The organism is Tenuifilum sp. 4138str (assembly GCF_041102575.1).
In the GTDB taxonomy this organism is placed as follows: Bacteria; Bacteroidota; Bacteroidia; order Bacteroidales; family Tenuifilaceae; genus Tenuifilum; species Tenuifilum osseticum.
In genome coordinates, this window is sequence record NZ_JBGCUE010000008.1 from 15,791 (window position 1) to 35,977 (window position 20,187).

The 20,187-nt window shown below is 45.6% G+C and carries 15 protein-coding genes; 12 read left to right on the forward strand and 3 right to left on the reverse strand.

Annotated elements, in window-relative coordinates:
* Window positions 1-7: 7 nt before the first annotated feature.
* Both AB6811_RS08680 and AB6811_RS08685 read left to right on the forward strand, forming a co-directional pair.
* On the forward strand, window positions 8-3,382 hold the full coding sequence (locus tag AB6811_RS08680) for an FISUMP domain-containing protein (protein WP_369490056.1): 3,375 nt from the start codon (window positions 8-10) through the stop codon (window positions 3,380-3,382).
* Between the two features lie 227 nt (window positions 3,383-3,609).
* Window positions 3,610-6,117: an FISUMP domain-containing protein gene (locus AB6811_RS08685; RefSeq protein WP_369490057.1), complete on the forward strand. Its 2,508-nt coding sequence runs from the start codon at window positions 3,610-3,612 to the stop codon at window positions 6,115-6,117.
* 159 nt (window positions 6,118-6,276) lie between these two features.
* Here AB6811_RS08685 and AB6811_RS08690 read toward each other — a convergent pair whose 3' ends face one another.
* Together AB6811_RS08690 and AB6811_RS08695 are read right to left on the reverse strand one after the other, a co-directional pair.
* Window positions 6,277-8,673 carry a TonB-dependent receptor gene (locus AB6811_RS08690; RefSeq protein ID WP_369490058.1) on the reverse strand — a complete coding sequence of 799 codons (2,397 nt, stop codon included), beginning with the start codon at window positions 8,671-8,673 and terminating at the stop codon, window positions 6,277-6,279.
* A gap of 127 nt (window positions 8,674-8,800) precedes the next feature.
* Window positions 8,801-9,145 carry a DUF8478 family putative metalloprotein gene (locus tag AB6811_RS08695; protein WP_369490059.1) on the reverse strand — a complete coding sequence of 115 codons (345 nt, stop codon included), beginning with the start codon at window positions 9,143-9,145 and terminating at the stop codon, window positions 8,801-8,803.
* 118 nt (window positions 9,146-9,263) lie between these two features.
* Between AB6811_RS08695 and rbr the strand changes: the two genes are divergently transcribed.
* The 7 genes from rbr (at window position 9,264) to AB6811_RS08730 (ending at window position 15,921) form a co-directional block, all read left to right on the forward strand.
* Window positions 9,264-9,842, forward strand: coding sequence for a rubrerythrin (gene rbr / locus AB6811_RS08700; protein WP_369490060.1), 579 nt, complete (start codon window positions 9,264-9,266; stop codon window positions 9,840-9,842).
* 127 nt (window positions 9,843-9,969) lie between these two features.
* Window positions 9,970-10,347 carry a response regulator gene (locus tag AB6811_RS08705; RefSeq protein WP_369490061.1) on the forward strand — a complete coding sequence of 126 codons (378 nt, stop codon included), beginning with the start codon at window positions 9,970-9,972 and terminating at the stop codon, window positions 10,345-10,347.
* A 456-nt stretch (window positions 10,348-10,803) separates the two neighbouring features.
* Entirely contained in the window at window positions 10,804-11,601 is a 798-nt protein-coding gene (locus AB6811_RS08710; protein WP_369490062.1) for a Rossmann-like and DUF2520 domain-containing protein, read from the forward strand.
* 15 nt (window positions 11,602-11,616) lie between these two features.
* On the forward strand, window positions 11,617-12,147 hold the full coding sequence (locus AB6811_RS08715; RefSeq protein WP_369490063.1) for a KdsC family phosphatase: 531 nt from the start codon (window positions 11,617-11,619) through the stop codon (window positions 12,145-12,147).
* 14 nt (window positions 12,148-12,161) lie between these two features.
* Entirely contained in the window at window positions 12,162-13,124 is a 963-nt protein-coding gene (locus tag AB6811_RS08720) for a geranylgeranylglycerol-phosphate geranylgeranyltransferase (protein ID WP_369490064.1), read from the forward strand.
* Between the two features lie 12 nt (window positions 13,125-13,136).
* Window positions 13,137-13,745 carry a Maf family nucleotide pyrophosphatase gene (locus AB6811_RS08725; protein WP_369490065.1) on the forward strand — a complete coding sequence of 203 codons (609 nt, stop codon included), beginning with the start codon at window positions 13,137-13,139 and terminating at the stop codon, window positions 13,743-13,745.
* A 16-nt stretch (window positions 13,746-13,761) separates the two neighbouring features.
* Window positions 13,762-15,921, forward strand: coding sequence for a S46 family peptidase (locus tag AB6811_RS08730; RefSeq protein WP_369490066.1), 2,160 nt, complete (start codon window positions 13,762-13,764; stop codon window positions 15,919-15,921).
* 68 nt (window positions 15,922-15,989) lie between these two features.
* On the opposite strand, the gene AB6811_RS08735 is transcribed toward AB6811_RS08730, so the two are convergent.
* On the reverse strand, window positions 15,990-16,697 hold the full coding sequence (locus AB6811_RS08735; protein WP_369490067.1) for a Rossmann-like domain-containing protein: 708 nt from the start codon (window positions 16,695-16,697) through the stop codon (window positions 15,990-15,992).
* A 32-nt stretch (window positions 16,698-16,729) separates the two neighbouring features.
* On the opposite strand from AB6811_RS08735, the gene AB6811_RS08740 reads away from it, so the two are divergent.
* The 3 genes from AB6811_RS08740 to AB6811_RS08750 are packed head-to-tail and all read left to right on the forward strand — an operon-like array spanning window position 16,730 to window position 20,121.
* Entirely contained in the window at window positions 16,730-17,299 is a 570-nt protein-coding gene (locus AB6811_RS08740; protein ID WP_369490068.1) for a HEAT-like fold family protein, read from the forward strand.
* Window positions 17,286-18,077 (forward strand): TlyA family RNA methyltransferase, encoded by a 792-nt coding sequence (locus AB6811_RS08745; RefSeq protein ID WP_369490069.1) that lies wholly within the window; start codon window positions 17,286-17,288, stop codon window positions 18,075-18,077. Before AB6811_RS08740 ends, AB6811_RS08745 begins: the two co-directional genes overlap by 14 nt.
* A gap of 1 nt (window position 18,078) precedes the next feature.
* A complete protein-coding gene (locus tag AB6811_RS08750) occupies window positions 18,079-20,121 on the forward strand; it encodes an LTA synthase family protein (protein ID WP_369490070.1) in 2,043 nt (680 codons plus the stop codon).
* The last annotated feature ends 66 nt before the right edge of the window (window positions 20,122-20,187 follow it).

Here is a 20,187-nt window from a genome sequence, read left to right on the forward strand (position 1 = left end):
AAAAAGTATGAAAAGATTAGCATACGTAACATTACTAATCCTTTCAGTTGGCCTTTTCTTGACCTGCCAAGAGTTTGAGATTAAACCAGCGACCAAGGTGGAGACCGGCACGGCAACCCCTTTGGCAACCTCCATAACGGTTAACGCCAAAATTATTGAGCTTAGCGGCGAGGGTAATACCGACCATGGGTTCTGCTACGCCACGCACGATAATCCTACTGTAAACGATGGTAAATTGAGTAAGGGAATCCCTAAAGTAGGGGATTTTACTGGCGAAATAGATGGCCTTGCTGTAAATACACGTTACTACATCAGAGCCTACTGCAATTCGCAACAAGGTGTTGTTTATGGCAAGTCAGTATCAGTTAAAACTCTTGATGGACAGCCAACTATAACCACAGCTGAGATAACAGACATAACCTCTACCTCAGCGGTAAGCGGTGGAAGCATTACCTCCGATGGTGGCGCACCAATTACCGCTCGGGGTGTGGTGTGGAGCACCAGCCAGAACCCAACCATTGAAACCAACCTTGGAGTAACCTCCAACGGCACAGGAATAGGCACATTTACCAGTAGCCTAACCAGCCTCCAACCCGGAACGGTTTACTACGTTCGGGCCTACGCCACCAACAGCGTGGGCACTGTTTACGGCAACCAGCAAACCTTTACAACACACGATGGTTTACCAGTATTAACCACAGCCGCAGTAACCAGCATTACCGCTACCACTGCCACTAGTGGTGGCAATATCACCTCCGATGGCGGTTTTGACATTACCGCCCGGGGCGTGGTTTGGAGTGCATCCGAAAACCCCACTACCACAAGTAACCTTGGCGTAACGTCCGACGGTGCTGGCACGGGTAGTTACACCAGTAGCCTAACCAACCTTCAACCCGGCACGGTTTACTACGTTCGGGCGTACGCCACCAACAGCGTGGGTACTGCATACGGCAACCAGTTATCATTTACAACACAAGATGGAGTTATTGCCTTAACTACTACTGAAGTGACCAGCATAACTCCAACCTCGGCGGTTAGCGGTGGAAGTATTACCTCCGATGGCGGTGCGCCAATTACCGCTCGGGGTATAGTTTGGAGCACAACCGAGAACCCAACCACCAGCAGCAACCTTGGCATGACAACCGATGGAACAGGAACGGGAAACTTCAGCAGTAACCTAACGAACCTTCAACCCGGCACGGTTTACTACGTTCGTGCGTACGCCACCAACAGCGTGGGGACTATTTACGGCAACCAGCAAACCTTTACCACTCAATACGACCTACCAGAGTTAAACACCACTGCAGTTGGCAGTATTACCGCCACTACTGCCACCAGTGGTGGCAACATCACCTCCGATGGCGGTTCAACAATTACCGCTAGGGGTGTGGTTTGGAGCACCTCCGAGAATCCCACCACCATCAGCAACCTTGGCATGACAACCGATGGAACAGGAACGGGAAACTTCAGCAGTAATCTATCAAACCTCCAACCCGGAATGGTTTACTACGTTCGTGCCTACGCCACCAACAGCGTGGGTACTGCTTACGGTAACCAGCTATCGTTTACAACGCAAGATGGAGCTATTACCCTGTCAACTAATGCTGTAACCAGCATAGCAGCAACATCTGCCGTTAGCGGTGGAAGTATTACCTCCGATGGCGGTGCGCCAATTAACGCTAGGGGTGTGGTTTGGAGCACCAGTCAGAACCCCACCACCAGCAGCAACCTTGGTATGACAACCGATGGAACCGGAACGGGTAGCTTCACAAGTAACCTAGTAAATTTACAACCCGCAACTGTTTATTATATACGTGCATACGCTACCAACAGTGTGGGTACAGTTTACGGTAACCAGCAAACCTTTACCACTCAATGTGACCTGCCAAAATTAAGCACCACTGCAGTTGGCAGTATTACCGCCACTACCGCCACCAGCGGTGGCAATATCACCTCCGATGGCGGTGCACCAATTACCGCTCGGGGTGTAGTTTGGAGCACAACCGAGAACCCCACCACCAGCAACAACCTAGGCATAGCAACCAATGGAACCGGAACGGGTAGCTTCACAAGCAACCTAACGAATTTGCAACCCGGAACGGTTTACTACGTTAGGGCGTACGCCACCAACAGCGTGGGAACTGCATACGGCAACCAGCTATCATTTACAACCCAGGATGGAGCTATTACCCTGTCAACTAATGCAGTAACCAGCATAACAGCAACATCGGCGGCTAGTGGAGGGAGCATTACCTCCGATGGCGGTGCGCCAATTAACGCTAGGGGTGTGGTTTGGAGCACATTCGAGAATCCCACCCTTGAAAGCAACAGTGGTATGACAACCGATGGTGTAGGAACGGGAAACTTCAGCAGTAACCTAACGAATCTTCAACCCGGAACGGTTTACTACGTTCGTGCGTACGCCACCAACAGCGTGGGCACTGCATACGGTAACCAGCAAACCTTTACAACACACGATGGTTTGCCAGTATTAACCACAGCCGCAGTAACCAGCATAACCCCTACCACTGCCGCTTGTGGTGGCAACATCACCTCCGATGGCGGTTTTGCCATTACCGCCCGGGGTGTGGTTTGGAGCACCTCCGAGAACCCCACCACCAGCAGCAACCTTGGCATGACAAACGATGGCACCGGAATGGGTAACTTCAGCAGTAATCTAACGAACCTACAACCCGGCACGGTTTACTACGTTCGGGCGTATACTACTAATAGTTACGGAACGCAGTATGGTAACCAGGTTTCTTTTACCACCCCAGTCGATGGCCCAGGAGGAACCATAACCGATGCTGACGGTAACACCTATAACACCATTTGGATAAACGGCCGCCAGTGGATGAAGGAGAACCTTAAAACCACCAGGTACAACGATGGTACTGCCATACCGCTGGTAACCGACAAAACGGCCTGGGCTGCCCTAAGCACCCCCGCCTACTGCTGGTACAATAACGACCAAACTACCTATGGAAACACCTACGGTGCGCTGTATAACTGGTATACCGTAAACACTGGCAACCTCTGCCCCACAGGTTGGCACGTACCCACCGATGCGGAGTGGACAACGCTACTTGATTACGTTGGCGGTGATTCCATAGCTGGAACCAAATTAAAGGCAACAAGCGGGTGGTATGTTAATTATGGTATGGGAAATGGTACTGATAACTTTGGTTTCTCTGCACTTCCAGGCGGAGTACGCACTGGCGGTTACTTCTCCAGTGAGGGACTCGATGGCCATTGGTGGACTAGTACCGAAGAAGATGTTTCGAACGCTTTGGGCTGGAAAATGATATGGGATTTAGAGAGAGTGCTCTCCTCAACCGCCTATAAGGAAATGGGTTTTTCAGTTCGTTGTATAAAAGATTAATTTCATAAATTCTAGCAAACTTTATTTCTGATAGTTTGGATTAATAGGAAGTTTTCAAAGGAATTATAACCATTGTAAACATAGAAAAGCTGTTAATCTGGTTAGTCAAAGATATTTTTATGAGTAACCCAAAAGAATCTTAAATAAATAGATGGAATAAAGCCTCGTATTTTTATTGTGTTGATAATAGTGTAAAAGCAATTTATTATTTTATTGGCATGAAAAGTATGAAAAGATTAGCATATTTAACAACAATAGTCCTCTCGCTAGGCCTTTTCTTGACCTGCCAAGAGTTTGAGATTAAGCCAGCGACCAAGGTGGAGACCGGCACGATAACCCCTTTGGCAACCTCCATAACGGTTAACGCCAAAATTATTGAGCTTAGCGGTGAGGGTAACACCGACCATGGGTTTTGCTATGCCACGCACGATAACCCTACTGTAAACGATGGTAAATTGAGTAAGGGAATCCCTAAAGTAGGGGATTTTACAGGTGTAATAGATGGCCTTGCTGTAAATACACGTTACTACATCAGAGCCTACTGCAATTCGCAACAAGGTGTTGTTTATGGCAAGTCTGTATCAGTTAAAACTCTTGATGGACAGCCAACTATAACCACAGCTGAGATAATAGGCATAACCTCTACCTCAGCGGTAAGCGGTGGAAGCATTACCTCCGATGGTGGCGTACCAATTACCGCTCGGGGTGTGGTGTGGAGCACCAGCCAGAACCCAACCGTAGAAACCAACCTTGGAGTAACCTCCAATGGCACCGGAACAGGCACATTTACCAGTAGCCTAACAAACCTCCAACCCGGAACGGTTTACTACGTTCGGGCCTACGCCACCAACAGCGTGGGCACTGTTTACGGCAACCAGCAAACCTTTACAACACACGATGGTTTACCAGTATTAACCACAGCCGCAGTAACCAGCATTACCGCTACCACTGCCACTAGTGGTGGCAATATCACCTCCGATGGCGGTTTTGACATTACCGCCCGGGGCGTGGTTTGGAGTGCATCCGAAAACCCCACTACCACAAGTAACCTTGGCGTAACGTCCGACGGTGCTGGCACGGGTAGTTACACCAGTAGCCTAACCAACCTTCAACCCGGCACGGTTTACTACGTTCGGGCGTACGCCACCAACAGCGTGGGTACTGCATACGGCAACCAGCTATCGTTTACAACGCAAGATGGAGCTATTACCCTATCAACTAATGCAATAACCAGCATAACCGCAACCACGGCGGTTAGCGGTGGAAGTATTACCTCCGATGGCGGTGCACCAATTACCGCTAGGGGTGTGGTTTGGAGCACCAGCCAGAACCCAACCGTTGAAACCAACCTTGGAGTAACCTCCAACGGCAGCGGAACAGGCACATTTACCAGTAACCTTACGAATTTACAACCCGGAACGGTATACTACATTCGGGCCTATGCCACCAACAGCGTGGGCACTACATACGGCAACCAGCTATCGTTTACAACGCAAAATGGAGTTATTACCCTAACTACTACTGAAGTGACCAGCATAACTGCAACCTCGGCGGTTAGCGGTGGAAGTATTACCTCCGATGGCGGTGCGCCAATTACCGCTCGGGGTATAATTTGGAGCACCAGCCAGGACCCAACCGTTGAAACCAACCTTGGAGTAACAACCAACGGCACCGGAACAGGCACATTTACCAGTAACCTTACGAATTTACAACCCGTCACGGTTTACTACGTTCGGGCGTACGCCACCAACAGCGTGGGTACTGCATACGGCAACCAGCTATCATTTACAACACAAGATGGAGCTATTACCCTGTCAACTAATGCTGTAACCAGCATAGCAGCAACATCTGCCGTTAGCGGTGGAAGTATTACCTCCGATGGCGGTGCGCCAATTACCGCTCGGGGCGTGGTTTGGAGCACCTCCGAGAACCCCACCACCAGCAGCAACCTTGGCATGACAGCAGATGGAACCGGAACGGGTAGCTTCACAAGCAACCTAACGAACCTTCAGCCCGGCACGGTTTACTACGTTCGCTCGTATGCTACTAATAGTTACGGGACACGGTATGGGAATCAGGTTTCTTTTACAACCCCAATGCCCGATGGCCCCGGAGGAACCATAACTGATGCTGACGGTAACACCTATAACACCATTTGGATTGGCGGCCGCCAGTGGATGAAGGAGAACCTTAAAACCACCAAGTACAACGACGGCACCAGCATACCCCTGGTAACCGACGCAGCAGCCTGGGCTGCCCTAAGCACCCCCGCCTACTGCTGGTACAATAACGACCAAACCACCTATGGAAACACCTACGGTGCGCTGTATAACTGGTACGCCGTAAGCACGGGCAAACTCTGCCCCACTGGTTGGCATGTGCCTAGTGATGCCGAGTGGTATGCCATGGAAAACTATGTTGATCCCACCATTAACAACCCTAACGCAACTGGCTATCGAGGCACCGATGGCGGTACCAAGTTAAAGGCAACAAGCGGGTGGTATAGTGATGGCAATGGTACTGATGACTTTGGCTTCTCGGCCCTTCCGGGTGGCTACCGCGACAGCTACTATGGTTCCTTCTACGGTGTGGGCTACCAGGGTTACTGGTGGAGTAGTACCGAGTCCATTGCGACGAATGCCTGTTACCGGTGCATGTTCTACGACTACGGGAATGTGTTCCGCGGCTACAGCTATAAGAGGAACGGGTTCTATGTCCGTTGCGTTAGGGATTGATTATTTGGTTATTTACAAACGAGAGAGTGTACTTCGCTCTCGTTTGTACTATTTGATTATTTGTCGCGAAGCGCCCGAAAAAAAATAAAAATGAGCATTTTCGAAATACTGAAAAAAGAAGCAATAAACCAAACCCCTGCAAGTGCAGGGGTTTTTGCTTTACCGAATCATGTTGCCAAGCTTTATTCCAAAGTAAACTGTTCGTGGCGATGTGGGGCCGTAAATGTACGATGGATCCCTATCAATACCAACATCAAAATCCTTTTGGTAGGAGTTGAAAATATTCTTTACCCCACCGAATAGCTGAAGCGTTTTACCCTCGAGCTTGATGTTATAGGTTAGCTTTACCCCTACATCATAAAAGTCAGGTGTTGAGCGGAGTTCCCCTGCATCGGGATTGGTATTTGGCCCAAAGTAGGGGGCAAGCATTGGGCCTGTATATGTGCCCGATACCGATAGACATAAATCCTTTACAAAGTCCCAGTCGAGCATTAGGTAGCCATATTGCTTGGGAGTACGAAAGAACTCACGCGTGTTAAACTCCTGGGGGGTATCGTAAAGCGATTCCTGTAGGGTAAAACCCGCGGTAAGTGAAAAGTCCTTAAACGATTTGATTTTGGTTTCAAGGTTTATCCCCTTAACCGCTGCACCATCGGTGGCATTGCGACGGGTGTAAATTACCGTTCCGTTTTCGTCGGGTGCACCTATCTCGTTATAGAATGGATTTTGTAGGCGTGTATAAAAGATCTCAGCCAAAAAGCCGATAAAAAAGTTCCCCATTTCCCGGTTTGCGTCAGCTGAGAGCATAAAGCTGTGGCTGGTTTCCTGCTTTAGGTTTGGATCGTTCCTGTTGAATACCTGACGGGCACCGGAGGTTTCCACATGCAAGTCCTCATCAAAGATCTGTGGAGCACGGTAGCCCTGTGAGTACGATACTCTTGTCTGTATCCACGGAAGCGCATTGTACATTATGCTCAGCCGTGGCACAAGCACCAATCCTTTTTTTATTCCATTTTCCGGATGGGCAAAATCTTCAATACGGTACTGTTCAGCCCTCAAGCCAACCGAAGTTTTCCATTTCCCAATGCCCATGTCGTGCTGGGCAAAAATTCCCGATGTCAAAAGTGATTGGTCCGAAACGGTTGTGTTTTTAACCTGGGGGAAACTTACTCCTAACGTATCGCCCGTTATTGGATCAATATCAAAAGTGGGACTGGTTAAATCGCGGTAAGCCAGCTTGGTGTCGTTAAGGTTGCTGCCGGTAAGTTCAAGTCCAGCGGTCAGGGTCGATAGCCCAATAATGGCCTTGTACTGTGCCCCGGTGTTATAGGTAAAATCGAATGAGTTGCCGTAACTGCTCAGCGACTGATTTGCCCCATAGTATGAGTCGCGGTTCAGGTACTGTGCTGAGGCAAAGATCGAGAGTAAGTCGAATTGCCTGAAGTAACGCTCAAAGATAAGCGAACCTGCACGCATGTCGTGCTTAACAGCTTCGGCTACATCGCGTTCGTGCAACGGGTAATCCTGTTTGTTTCCACCATCGCGTTTCTCCCGAATAGTGAAAATGTCGGCGCTAATTTTACCTCTCTCGCCAACGCGTTGCCAGAATCGGGTGCCAAGGCTTACGTTGCTCATGGGTGCAAGTTCCGAGTAACCATCGCCATTGGCATCGAACATGTTCCTGTCGCGAGTAAACCCGTAAATGGTTATGCCTGTACGGTTGTTTGTAGCAACAAATGTGTTGTTAAAGTTAACGGTATAGTCGCTGATAGGCCCATTTGAACGTGCCATCCCAGTTCCAATCAGCGAACCCGATGCCCCAACCTCATAGGAGTTTATGCTGGCATCTTTTAAAATGATGTTTATTGTTCCGGCTATAGCATTGCTACCATAAAGCACCGATCCACCACCACGCACAACCTCAACACGGTCAATCATGTTTGCAGGGAGCAGTTCCAGCCCGTAAACGCCTGCCAGCCCGCTAAAAATTGGCCGACTATTGATGAGTATTTGGCTGTAGGGGCCCTCCATGCCATTTATGCGAACCTGGTTGAATCCGCAGTTCTGGCAATCGTTCTCAAGCCTTAGGCCTGGCATAAAGTTTAGGGCTTCACCAACCACAACCGATTGTGTTGAAGCGAAAAGTGCAGGTGCAATGGTGTTTACCATTACTGGGGCTTGGGTACGCTTAAGCATACCCCTATCGGCCGAAACCACAACCTCATCAAGGTGTAAGAGGTCCTCCTGCAATTCAATTTCCACGGTTTTCCTGTCGGTTTCATCTATATCAACCTTGATTTCGGCAGTTTTAAATCCCACTGCGCTAACCGTAATGGTATAAGTTCCCTTTTTCAGGTCGCAAAGTGCAAAGCTGCCCGCTTCGTCGGTTACAGTCCCTATTGTAGTGCCTTTAACAATGACATTTGCAAAGGGTAGGGCTTTACCATTGCTCATAACTGTTCCGTTTAACTTGCAAACTTCCGATAGTTCATTTGCCCTTAGTGCGATATGATTGATGTATATGAATACCAATAGTATTGGTAAATACTTTTTCATGCTGAAAAAAAATTAACGAAGTTAATGCTGATTTGATTTCTATAACCATGCAAGCCGATGCATTGCAAGCATCAGTATAGGAACCCGAATGGTTTCAGGTTTACTGCTGGTTTTACATTGTGGTTATTTATACAAATGGGGGTGCCCTATTAGGTTTAAGCTGTAATGCTACTTGAAGGTGGTGTACTGCTGTTTTTAGATGTATTCGGGTAACAGCAATTTCGGGATTATAAACCTGGTTTTGTGAGCTTTCCTCGAATTGTTTTGCCTGGGCAAGCAATACAATTTCCGATAAGGTATGCTTATGGTTTTTAACGGGCTGCTTATCGGATTGTGTATCGTATGGGTGTGAGTGGACTACCCATTGTCCGTTAATTCGGTGAACGTGGCTGTAGCTGCTGTAAATAAGAATATTCCCCAGCGCAATTATTACCAGGAGTATCGATATAAGCAGTCTTCTAGTACTTTTCACCATCTCGGCTGTTAGCGAATTAACACTGCAAAGGTAACTTTAGAATTATTCTAAACAATGGTTTATTGGTGTTTTTTGCGTATTTTAGCAAAACTATAAACATAAACCAGTAATAGCAATGGAAAAGAGCATAAAGGGAACAAAAACCGAACAGAACCTACTAAAGGCTTTTGCCGGTGAATCGCAAGCAAAGAACCGGTACACCTTTTTCTCAAAGGTTGCCAAGGAGGAAGGCTATGAACAAATAGCCGAGTTGTTCATGATAACCGCCATGCAGGAAGAGCAACATGCCAAACAGTTTTTCAAATTCCTTGAGGGTGGCATGGTTGAAATAACTGCAAGTTATCCTGCAGGAGTTATTGGCACTACTGCCGAGAACTTAAGGGCTGCCGCCATGGGTGAAAACGAAGAGTGGACAAGCCTATACCCTGAATTTGCTAAGATAGCCGAGGAAGAGGGTTTTCCAAAGATCGCAACGGCTTTTAAATTGATTGCAAAGGTTGAAAAAGAGCATGAGGAGCGTTACCGCAAACTGCTTGAACGGGTTGAGAGCGGAACTGTTTTTGAGCGCGAGGAGGAAATTGAATGGGTTTGTCGTAAATGCGGTTACGTTCATAAAGGGAAAAAGGCTCTAAAGAATTGCCCTGTTTGTAACCATCCTCAGGCATACTTTGAGGGAAAAGCTGATAATTACTAGTATGCCATTAATTATTTAACCGCAGCCTTGCTGCGGTTTTTTTATGTTTAAGAACAATTAGTTGTGTATTAATTTAAAGCGTTTTAACTTTGCGCTTTAGAATGAACGTCTGAGTAAAATTAGGGGGATGGAAAACTCCAGAAGGTTTAAGATACTGATAGCTGACGACGATAATATTTCGGTAATACTGCTTACCAATTACCTAAAAAACATTGAAGCGGATTTCATTATTGCCCGCGATGGTGAGGAAGCACTTACCCTTTTTGAGCAAAACACCGATGTTGACCTTATCCTTATGGATATAAAAATGCCCAAGCTGAACGGGTTAGAGGTCACAAAGCAGATAAAATCCAAAAATCCTCACACAAAAATTATTGCCGAAACAGCCTTTGCCATGGTTGACGATGAGAAAAAGGCCATTGAGGTAGGCTGTGATGCCTACATCACTAAGCCAATAAATGGCGAAAGGTTGGTGACTATGGTAAAGAGCATGCTGGGAGTTTAAGGTTAGCTGGTAGTTGACAGCTGTTGGTTGATAGTTGATAGTTGGTAGTTGATAGTTGATAGTTGTTAGTTGATAGTTGTTGGTTGTTGGTTTAAGAGTGTCCATTCCCAATCATTCCGAATCATTCCGAGTATTCCGACTCATTCCGATTCACTCCCGCTAAAAGTCACATATTAACGTTTAACGGCTCACGGCTCACGGCTCACGGTTCACGGACTCAAACTTCCTCTAACTTCCTCTAACTCCATCATATTCTGTCTATTCCGACTCATTCCGACTCATTCCGAGCATTCCGACTCATTTTCGTTGGTTTTACTTTTCACTTTTCACTTTTCACTATTCACTTTTCCTCTAACTTCCTCTAACTCCCTCATATTCTCAATTCTTCTTTTCACGTTTCACGGACTTCTTTTCATTTTTCTTTCTTACCTTTATACCTCAAATTACATCTACGCCATGATACACGATGTGGTACTGCTTGGTGCGGGCAATTTGGCAACCTCGTTGGCTGTTGCGTTAAGCAATGCAGGGTTTCCTATCCTACAGGTTTACTCCAGAACCGTGGAGAGTGCAAGTAAATTGGCAAACCTTGTTGGGGCTGAGCCAATTTGCAAACTTGAAAGTTTGAGAACCAGTGCGAGTATCTATATTGTTGCTCTTCCCGATGATGTTATTGCCAGTATTGTTTCAGTTTTGCCTGAGCTAAAGGGTTGTGTTGTTCATACTAGTGGAAGTACTCCCATGTCGGTTTTTGAAGGGTTGAGGGCTAAGGGCTTTGGCGTTTTTTACCCTTTTCAAACCTTTTCGCGGAGTAAGATAGTTCCCTTTAGTAACATTCCTATTTGCCTTGAGGCAAGTAACGATGAATGCTACGCTTCCCTGGAGCAGTTTGCCTCAAAATTGTCGGGAACTATAGTTCCCATGAGTTCAGAGCAGCGAAGGTGGTTACACCTTTCAGGTGTTTTTGCATGTAATTTTACAAACCACATGTTGGCTTTGGCATACCAATTAACCACGGAGCATCATATTAGTTTTGAGGTTGTTAAACCTCTTGTGGAGGAAACCATTCGCAAGGCTTTTGAGGGGAATCCGGCACTTTACCAAACCGGTCCCGCTGTACGTAACGATATTCAAACCATGGAGCGCCATGCTCAGATGTTGAAAGTATTTGGCTTGGCCGATTTGTACAAAGAGCTATCTTTGAGCATTCAAAAATTGTCAGGAAGTGACAAAGGGTTAAAAAACCGTACATAGGCATAATCTTTCTTTATGGTGGGTAAAAAGAATTTTAAGGAATTACTTAGTCATGTCAAGGCATTTGCCTTTGATGTTGATGGGGTGTTTACCGATGGTACAATTATCATTCACCCATCGGGTGAACTACTTAGAACCTCGAACACGCGCGATGGCTATGCTGTTCACGTTGCTATAGAACGTGGTTTTCCGGTGGCTATCATTTCCGGAGGCAAGTCCGAGGCGGTTCGCCAACGCTTTCAGGGATTAGGTGTAACCGATATCTACCTTGGTACTACCGATAAAATTGAGGCTCTTGAGGATTTTCGGTTTAAGTATGGGCTTGAACTCTCCGATATACTTTACATGGGCGACGATTTACCCGATTTTGAGGTTCTGCAACGAGTAGGAATCCCAACCTGCCCAAGGGATGCAGCACCTGAAATACAGCAAATTTCAGCCTACATTTCGAGTTTTGCAGGAGGCAAGGGCTGTGTGCGCGATGTAATTGAGCAGGTGTTAAGGGTCAATGGGAAATGGGGCCCATCCGCAAACGGGTTACAGTAAAAAACATTTGTGCTATGCTTAAATACTTTCGATTAGTCCGGTTCAAGAACTTGCTGATTATTGCAGCAACAATGGTGCTGGTTAGGTATATGCTTATACAAACCATACTTTCAGGTTATGGATTAGAATTACAGATGCCCATTTGGTATTTTGTAGCCTTAGTTCTTGCAACCATGCTGGTTGCAGCCGGCGGATACGTTATAAACGATTACTTTGATACTAAAGCCGATCTGATTAATCGTCCCGAAACGGTGGTTGTTGGAAAACAGGTAACCCGTCGGGGAGCAATTGCTTTCCATTTAGTGCTTTCCATTCTCGGGATTTTTCTGGGCACGGTAGTTTCGTTTCGTGTGGGAAGACCAGTGTTTTCGTTACTATTCTTCCTTACTGCCGGTGTGCTTTGGTTTTACTCAACTACCTATAAGCGTCAGCTATTTGTGGGTAACCTGGTGGTTGCGTTTTTAACTGCAATGGTTCCGCTCATCCCCCTGATTTTTGAGTTCCCCTTGCTTGGAACCTTCAGCGATGTCATTTTCATTTACCAGCTTAACATGAAGGTGATTGTTTACTGGGTAGGGGGGTATGCCTTTTTTGCCTTTATGCTTACTCTTGCACGGGAAATTATTAAGGATATTGAAGATTTTGAAGGCGATACATCGCTTGGGCGAAACACAATACCCGTTCACTTTGGGGTCAAAACTTCAAAATTGATTATTGCTACAGTGTTGTCGTTAACCCTGATTGCCCTGTTAGTTGCCTTTTCGGCATATCTTTTTAAGCTTTCGGTTAAGCCTTTCGATTATGTTTCGTTAGTTTACCTGGTGATATTCATAGTAATCCCCATTTTTATTTTGATTTTTAGCGTATTGCTTGCATCGTCCAAGAAGGATTACCATAAGGCAAGTTCGCTATGCAAGATTATCATGCTTTTAGGGCTGATTTACACACTCATTTTCCGTTTTATAGTAAACCTGTAAAGTTTTTTGTTGATGTTGCTACATGAATTGCTCCAGGGGAAACGACTAGTTCTGGCATCTAAATCGCCTAGGAGGCGTGAGCTGCTTAAAGGGCTTGATGTGGAATTTGAGATATGGGATACAAATCACGACGATGAGGAGCCATTCCTTGCCAACCTTCCTTTGGCCGATGTGCCGGTTTACCTCGCAAAGCAAAAGGCTACACACTTAGCCGATAGGCTCGATGATAGCACAATCCTTATCACCTGCGATACAATTGTTATTTGCTGCAACCAAATCCTTGGCAAGCCAAAGGATGAAGCCGATGCCCGCCGAATACTAAGCGCTTTGTCCAATAAGTCGCATACGGTTATTACCGGCGTGTGCCTTAAATCCAAAAATTCCGAAAGGGTTTTCGATGTTGCAACCGAGGTTCATTTCAAACGCTTAAGTATGGAGGAGATAGATTACTACATCAGCAGGTATAAACCGTACGATAAGGCTGGAGCTTACGGGGTGCAGGAGTGGATTGGATACGTGGGGGTTGAACGCATCGATGGTTCATACTTTAACGTAATGGGGTTACCCATTCATACGCTGCACTCGCAATTAATCTCTTTTATCAATTCACTGTCAAAGTAGAAAAATCCGAATAGCTATGAGAAAATCATTTTTGTTAATACTGCTTGCTGTGTCCCTTACTTTCAGGGGAATGGCCGATGAGGGCATGTGGATACCAATGCTTATTGGTAAAAATATTGCCGAGATGCAACGAATGGGCTTTAAGCTTACTGCCGAGGATATTTATAGCGTAAATAAGGCAAGCCTTAAGGATGCCATAGTTCATTTTGGCGGGGGCTGCACCGGTGAACTTATCTCGGCTGAGGGCCTTCTGATTACAAACCATCATTGCGGATACCCTGAAATACAATCGCACTCAACGGTTGAGAACAACCTTTTAGCCAACGGCTTTTGGGCTAGCAGTAAAGCCGAAGAATTGCCCAATCCGGGTCTCAAGGTGAGGTTCCTTGTGCGCATGGACGATGTAACCAATTTAGTCCTGAAAAACATAGCCCCATCTATGACCGAGCAGGAAAGGGCAAAGAGCATTCAGCAGGTGGCCGATAGCCTAATTGCAAAAGCTGAAAAGGAAGGCATTGGTTACGAAGCTAGCATTCGTCCTTTTTACTATGGCAATCAGTATTACATGTTTGTTTACCAGGTGTTTGAAGATGTGCGCCTGGTGGGTACACCCCCAGAGTCAATAGGTAAGTTTGGTGGCGATACCGACAACTGGGTTTGGCCTCGCCATACTGGCGATTTCTCGCTATTCCGTATCTACGCCGATAAGAACAATAATCCAGCACCATACTCACCAAGCAATGTTCCCTACAAACCCAAAAAATTCTTCAAAATATCGATGAAAGGTGTTAACGAAGGCGATTTTACCCTTGTCTATGGCTTTCCCGGCCGCACTCAGCAGTTTATAACCTCCCATGCCGTTAGGTTGCTTATTGACCAAAGCAACCCGCATAAAATAAATCTGCGCGATATCCGCCTTTCAATTTTCAATAAGTTTACCGAGTCAAACGATACTATTGCCATTAAGTATGCGGCTAAGCATGCCCGAGTGGCCAATGCCTGGAAAAAGTGGATTGGTGAAACAATGGGTTTGCGCAGGTTGGATGCTGTTTCCAAAAAGCAGGAGCAGGAGAGTATGTTTGCTGCGTGGGCGGCTACAAACCCTGAGCTTAAGGAGCGTTACGGTTGGTTACTTCCTACCTTCGATAGGCTTTACGCTGAGTTAGCTCCTCTGTCGCTGGTTGTGGATTACCGCAACGAGGCGGTTTATGGGGTTGAAATGCTCAGCTTTGCATCGCGTTTTGAGCGATTGTTGAGCATGGCTCTTGACCCCGGTGTTGATAAGGGGAAATTGGCTGAACAGCGTAATAAGCTAGTGGAGTATGTTCGCGATTTCTTCAAGGACTTTGAACTCAGTGTTGACAGGGAGGTTTTTGCTGCTATGATGCAAGCCTACTACGAGCGTATTCCCCAACAGCTTCAACCTGAATTTTTAGGTAAGTTCATCCAGCAGTCGGGTAATTGGCGGGAGTTAGCTAAGCAAATCTATTCACAAACCGCTTTTGCCGATAGCGTAAGGGTTTTAACCCTTTTGAATGACATTGATAGCACCAATGCCCGTGAGTTCCTGAACGACCCAATCTTTAGCATCTACTTTGAGTTCGAAGACCTTTACCGTAAGAATGTGCAAAAACGCTACTTTGAAATTACCGATAGTCTGGATATCCTTTACAGAACCTACGTGGAAGGGTTAATGCGTATGCAACCCGATAAGCGATTCTTTCCCGATGCCAACTCTACCCTCCGCATTGCATACGGCAAGGTGGGCGGTTTTGCCCCGCGCGATGGTGTGGTTTACGACTACTATACCACTATCGATGGGATTTACGAAAAATCGCAGCAGCGCGACGTTCCCGATTACGTTCCGCCAAAACGGTTGATAGAGCTTTACCAGACAAAGGATTTTGGCCCCTATGCTGTTAATGGAACTGTTCCGGTTGCATTCATCGCCTCAAACCATACAACTGGCGGTAATTCCGGTAGTCCCGTGCTCGATGCCGAAGGCAATCTTATAGGTGTAAACTTTGACCGCTGCTGGGAAAGCACCATGAGCGACGTAATGTTTGACCCCAACTACTGCCGTAACATATCGCTCGATATACGCTACGCGCTTTTTGTTATCGATAAGTATGCCGGTGCTAAGAATTTGATTAACGAGATGGTGATTTTGCAATAATAGGTAAATATCAAGTATTAACTTAAACGCTTAGCTTCTTTATGTAGCTAAGCGTTTTTTCGTAATAGCTATTTTCTTATCCTGTAAACCTTCCGCATGGTGTGCATAAAGCCCTTGGTACCGTAACCCTGGGCTATAAGGTTGAGGGTTTCGGAGCTATGGATCGGGAAAATTGAGCCAAATAGTCCCTTCACCTGTGGAATGGTAAACATCAGGTCGTCCAGCGGGGTGGAGGGGCCAAGCATGTATATGGAGCATTGCGGGTTTACGGTTTTTACAATCCCGTTGAATGTTCCATTGCTTAGGCTGGTTGAGGTGAGAATAACACAGTCGGCAACCGTGAGGTATTCGTGCTGTTTATCCATCGGTAGCACTGGCGCTTCGTGCTGGTCGATGTCGAAAACCAGGGGTTTGATACCCTTGGTTTGCAGCTTCTGAACCAGTGAGCCAAAGTAGCCTATCATCACCAGGTTGGTATGGCTGCTAAAATCAACCGTGTCAAAAATATCACCAACCCCGTCGGGTTCTACAAGGTAGTTTAGGGTTGCGTTGGCAAATGCGTTAGCAGCAACCCGGCATTCAGCTTTGCCAAGGTCAAAATTTTCAAGGTTTGTGTGGTCTACCTTTTTACCTAATGTGGCGCATACACCTATTTGTCCCAGTCCGTTCTGAACTGCCACATACTTTTCACCAAAGGTAAAATGCCCATCGCTAAAGGGGTTTATGCTCTTTGCCTTATCAAAAAGCTGTTCGAGTATATCGTAATTGTTGGCCATACACTAAATTTGTGGTTTCGCAATTTTTGCTGATGGAAATCGATAACCTAACGGAACGGCTAAAATACTCACTTCGTAAAAGCGAAGTGCAACAGCTGGCATCTTTTTTTTCTGCCATACCCAATGGAACTGATACGCTTTTTGAACTAAGCTTGTCCAAAAATAGCCAGTTGGCTTTCCATGCAGCTTGGGTTCTGGAGAACTGCTTATTGGATAATACCTCGCTTTTAGATGTCCATGCCGATAGGTTACTGGCTGTTATTCCCAGTTTGCAAAACAACTCAGTTCGTCGCCATTTCTGCAAGCTGTTCAAAACATGGTTGGAAAGTAATCAAAATAAACTTACTGAATGGATTGAAGCGCGCAATAGCAAGGTTGAGGGATTGATAGAGGCTTGCTATGGCTGGTTGCTTAGCACCGATGTTCCCGTAGCAGTTAGGGTTCATTGCCTTGAAATTATGTGGATTCTATCAAATCAATATACCTGGATTGCCGAGGAGTTGCCTAATACCCTAAGGCTTATTCAAATCGATTCAACTCAGGGGGTTAAAGCTATGGTTCGGCGAATAAAAAAGACAAGGGCAGGGAATGGTAAGGCTTGACATATATTTGGTGAAGAAAGGATTATGCCGCTCGCGCGAGCGCGCAAAAGCGCATATTACCGCAGGCGAGGTTCTGGTGAACGGGAAAAAGGTTACTAAACCATCGTTTGCGGTAGCCGAAACCGACTCTATTCAGCTCTCCATTAACCCCAACGATTTTTTTAGCCGCGGGGAACTTAAGCTTCAAAAGGCAATAGACGATTTTGGGCTCAACTTCCAAGACAAACTGGTGCTCGATGTGGGGGCTTCAACCGGTGGCTTTACCTATTGCGCCCTAAAGCATGGTGCAAGGTTTGTTTGGGCTGTTGATGTGGGAACCAACCAGTTAGACCCAGAATTGATTAACAATTCACGGGTCTGCTCCTTGGAAAAAACTGACATTCGAACCTTGGATATCTCGGCATTGGGTACTAGGGTTGATGTAATTACCGCCGACCTTTCGTTCATTTCGCTTACGCAGGTAGCTCAATCGTTAGTGAAATTCCTTAAACCCGATGGGTTTATGGTTTTGCTCATTAAGCCACAGTTTGAAGCGGGAAAGGAAAATATTGGTAAAAATGGGGTGGTAAAGGATAAAAAGGTTCACGAGGTTGTAATTGAGAACGTGGCAAAGTGCTTTGCTCAGCATAACATCTACCTGAATAGTATTACCTTTGCACCCCTCAAGGGTAAGGGCTATAATATTGAATACCTTGCCCTTTTTAGCAATTCCATTAAAGGTTTACCCAACGTAAAGACAATAGTTGATAGCGCTTTTGAAAATAACAGGCTAGTTTAGTATGACAGATAAAACGGGTTTCGATAGCTTTGTTGAGGCTATTCTTTGGATAGTAAAAAACTTAGCGGTTGGAGTACTAATCCTTTTTATTTCGAGGTTAATATTTCTGTTTTCGTTTGCTAATTGGAACGACCTTAGTGGATTGTCGGGCGATATTGCAAAGGCTTTCACCGTGGGCTTAAAGTTCGACCTAAAAGTGCTGACTATTGCCCTGTTACCATGTTTATTACTGGCTTTTGTTAGATTGATTTTTAGCGATAGGGTGGGGAACTTTACAAAGTTTTTCAGGTATTACTCTACTGCACTTATGATTTTGGTGGTGATGTTTGAGGTAATCAACTTTTACTTTTATAAGTTCTACCATACAAAGATTAGCGTAATAATTTTTGGTTTTTTTGAGGATGATACCTGGGCTGTGCTAGTTTCCATTTGGAAAGAATATCCCGTAATCCCGATTCTGGCGTTGTTTATAGTGTTGATTTGGACTTTTAGTAAGCTGTTCGTGCATCTTTATAAGCCCATAAGTTGCAACTTCTGCAAGAGGTTAAGGCCTATTTGGCTGCGAGTATTAATTGTGGTTGCAATTTCGGGCTTATACTTTTTGGGAATGCTTGGCAACATAGGCGTTACTTCGATTGATGAGCAGCATACAATCATATCTAAAAATATTTTTGTAAATACGTTGCCTGTTAACGGTCTTTTCAGCACAAAAATTGCGTGGACTGATAGGCAAAGGAGCCGGATTGACATCAATATACCTAAAATGCTCAAGTCCTTAAAATTCAAATCAATAGAGGATGCAGCAGGTGTTTTTTATGGTTTAAAGGTCGATAGTGTATCAGCTGAAACCTTTTACACCACCACTCCTCAAAACCATTTTCTTGAAAATAATCCGCCGCATGTGGTTTTTATCCTAATGGAAAGCATGAGTAACTTTTATATCGATATGCATTCCGATAGCTGCAACATGTTGGGTTCCCTTGCCGATGTTTTGGATAGCTGCTACCTGTTCCGTAACTTTTTACCATCGTACTCAGGAACAATCTACTCCTTAGAAAGTATACTTGTAAACACTCCCAAAAGTCCACTATCTCAGTCACCTTATCAGAACTTTTCATTTGATGCTTCGGCAGCAAAGCCTTTTTATGAAAAGGGATATACAAATATATTTTTAACCGGAGGTAAAATGGGTTGGAGGAATATGGATAAGTTTATACCACGTCAGTATTTTAATAGCATTGAAGCAGAACCAACCCTCAGGAAGTTATACCCCGAGGGCAAGGAAGGGGAGTGGGGCATGCACGATGAGGTGCTTTTCCAAAGGGCTTTCGATGTGCTTGCAAATTCTAATGGCAAACCTTACCTGATATTCGGTATGACCATTTCGCACCATACTCCATACGACATTCCTGACAACTACCAGGGTTACCCCATTTCAATTCCAGATTGGGCGCGCAAACGCATGAAGTTCGACGGGGCAATAGTGTTGAAAGGGCTTAGGGCATACCATTACGCCAATAGCTGTTTGGGCAATTTTATCAAACGTATTATTGCTTCCCCCCTTGGCGAAAAAACTATAATTGTAGCCACCGGCGACCACAATATCCGACAGAACTTTGAGTATCCGCAGGCCGATTTGTTTATGCAGTACTCAGTTCCATTACTCATCTATATTCCACCTAAATATCGTCCTAAAAATCCAATCAATACCAGGCGTTTTGCATCGCATAAGGACATTTTTCCTACCCTTTACAACCTTTCGCTTTCAAGTGCGCGATATCCAAACTTTGGAAACAACCTATGTAACACCTATTGTGCAAACGATTTTGGACTTTACTGCTACAGCATTGCTGCCGATAGCATTGGTCTGGTCGATTTTAGTTCAACCCCTTTGTTTTATCGGTGGAGCGATAGGGAGCATCGTAAGCTTGAGCCAAGCAACTATTCACCCGATAAACATCTCGACTCACTTATGTTGAGGGCTAAGGCGCTTACCGCATGTATGAACTACCTGCTTATTAAAGACATTGAAAAAAGCAGGTAGGTTTGTTTAGGGGAATTGAAAATTTAGCTATTTTTATATAAGGCAATATCGCAAATGTTAAACAAA

Bases quoted from the DNA above. Each gene is read 5' to 3' on its own strand.
- AB6811_RS08685 (WP_369490057.1), top strand. From the start codon at position 3,610: ATGAAAAGATTAGCATATTTAACAACAATAGTCCTCTCGCTAGGCCTT.
- AB6811_RS08745 (WP_369490069.1), top strand. From the start codon at position 17,286: ATGGTAAGGCTTGACATATATTTGGTGAAGAAAGGATTATGCCGCTCG.
- AB6811_RS08710 (WP_369490062.1), top strand. From the start codon at position 10,804: ATGATACACGATGTGGTACTGCTTGGTGCGGGCAATTTGGCAACCTCG.
- AB6811_RS08750 (WP_369490070.1), top strand. From the start codon at position 18,079: ATGACAGATAAAACGGGTTTCGATAGCTTTGTTGAGGCTATTCTTTGG.
- AB6811_RS08720 (WP_369490064.1), top strand. From the start codon at position 12,162: ATGCTTAAATACTTTCGATTAGTCCGGTTCAAGAACTTGCTGATTATT.
- AB6811_RS08725 (WP_369490065.1), top strand. From the start codon at position 13,137: ATGTTGCTACATGAATTGCTCCAGGGGAAACGACTAGTTCTGGCATCT.
- AB6811_RS08740 (WP_369490068.1), top strand. From the start codon at position 16,730: ATGGAAATCGATAACCTAACGGAACGGCTAAAATACTCACTTCGTAAA.
- AB6811_RS08735 (WP_369490067.1), bottom strand. From the start codon at position 16,697: ATGGCCAACAATTACGATATACTCGAACAGCTTTTTGATAAGGCAAAG.
- AB6811_RS08715 (WP_369490063.1), top strand. From the start codon at position 11,617: ATGGTGGGTAAAAAGAATTTTAAGGAATTACTTAGTCATGTCAAGGCA.
- rbr (WP_369490060.1), top strand. From the start codon at position 9,264: ATGGAAAAGAGCATAAAGGGAACAAAAACCGAACAGAACCTACTAAAG.
- AB6811_RS08705 (WP_369490061.1), top strand. From the start codon at position 9,970: ATGGAAAACTCCAGAAGGTTTAAGATACTGATAGCTGACGACGATAAT.
- AB6811_RS08680 (WP_369490056.1), top strand. From the start codon at position 8: ATGAAAAGATTAGCATACGTAACATTACTAATCCTTTCAGTTGGCCTT.
- AB6811_RS08730 (WP_369490066.1), top strand. From the start codon at position 13,762: ATGAGAAAATCATTTTTGTTAATACTGCTTGCTGTGTCCCTTACTTTC.
- AB6811_RS08690 (WP_369490058.1), bottom strand. From the start codon at position 8,673: ATGAAAAAGTATTTACCAATACTATTGGTATTCATATACATCAATCAT.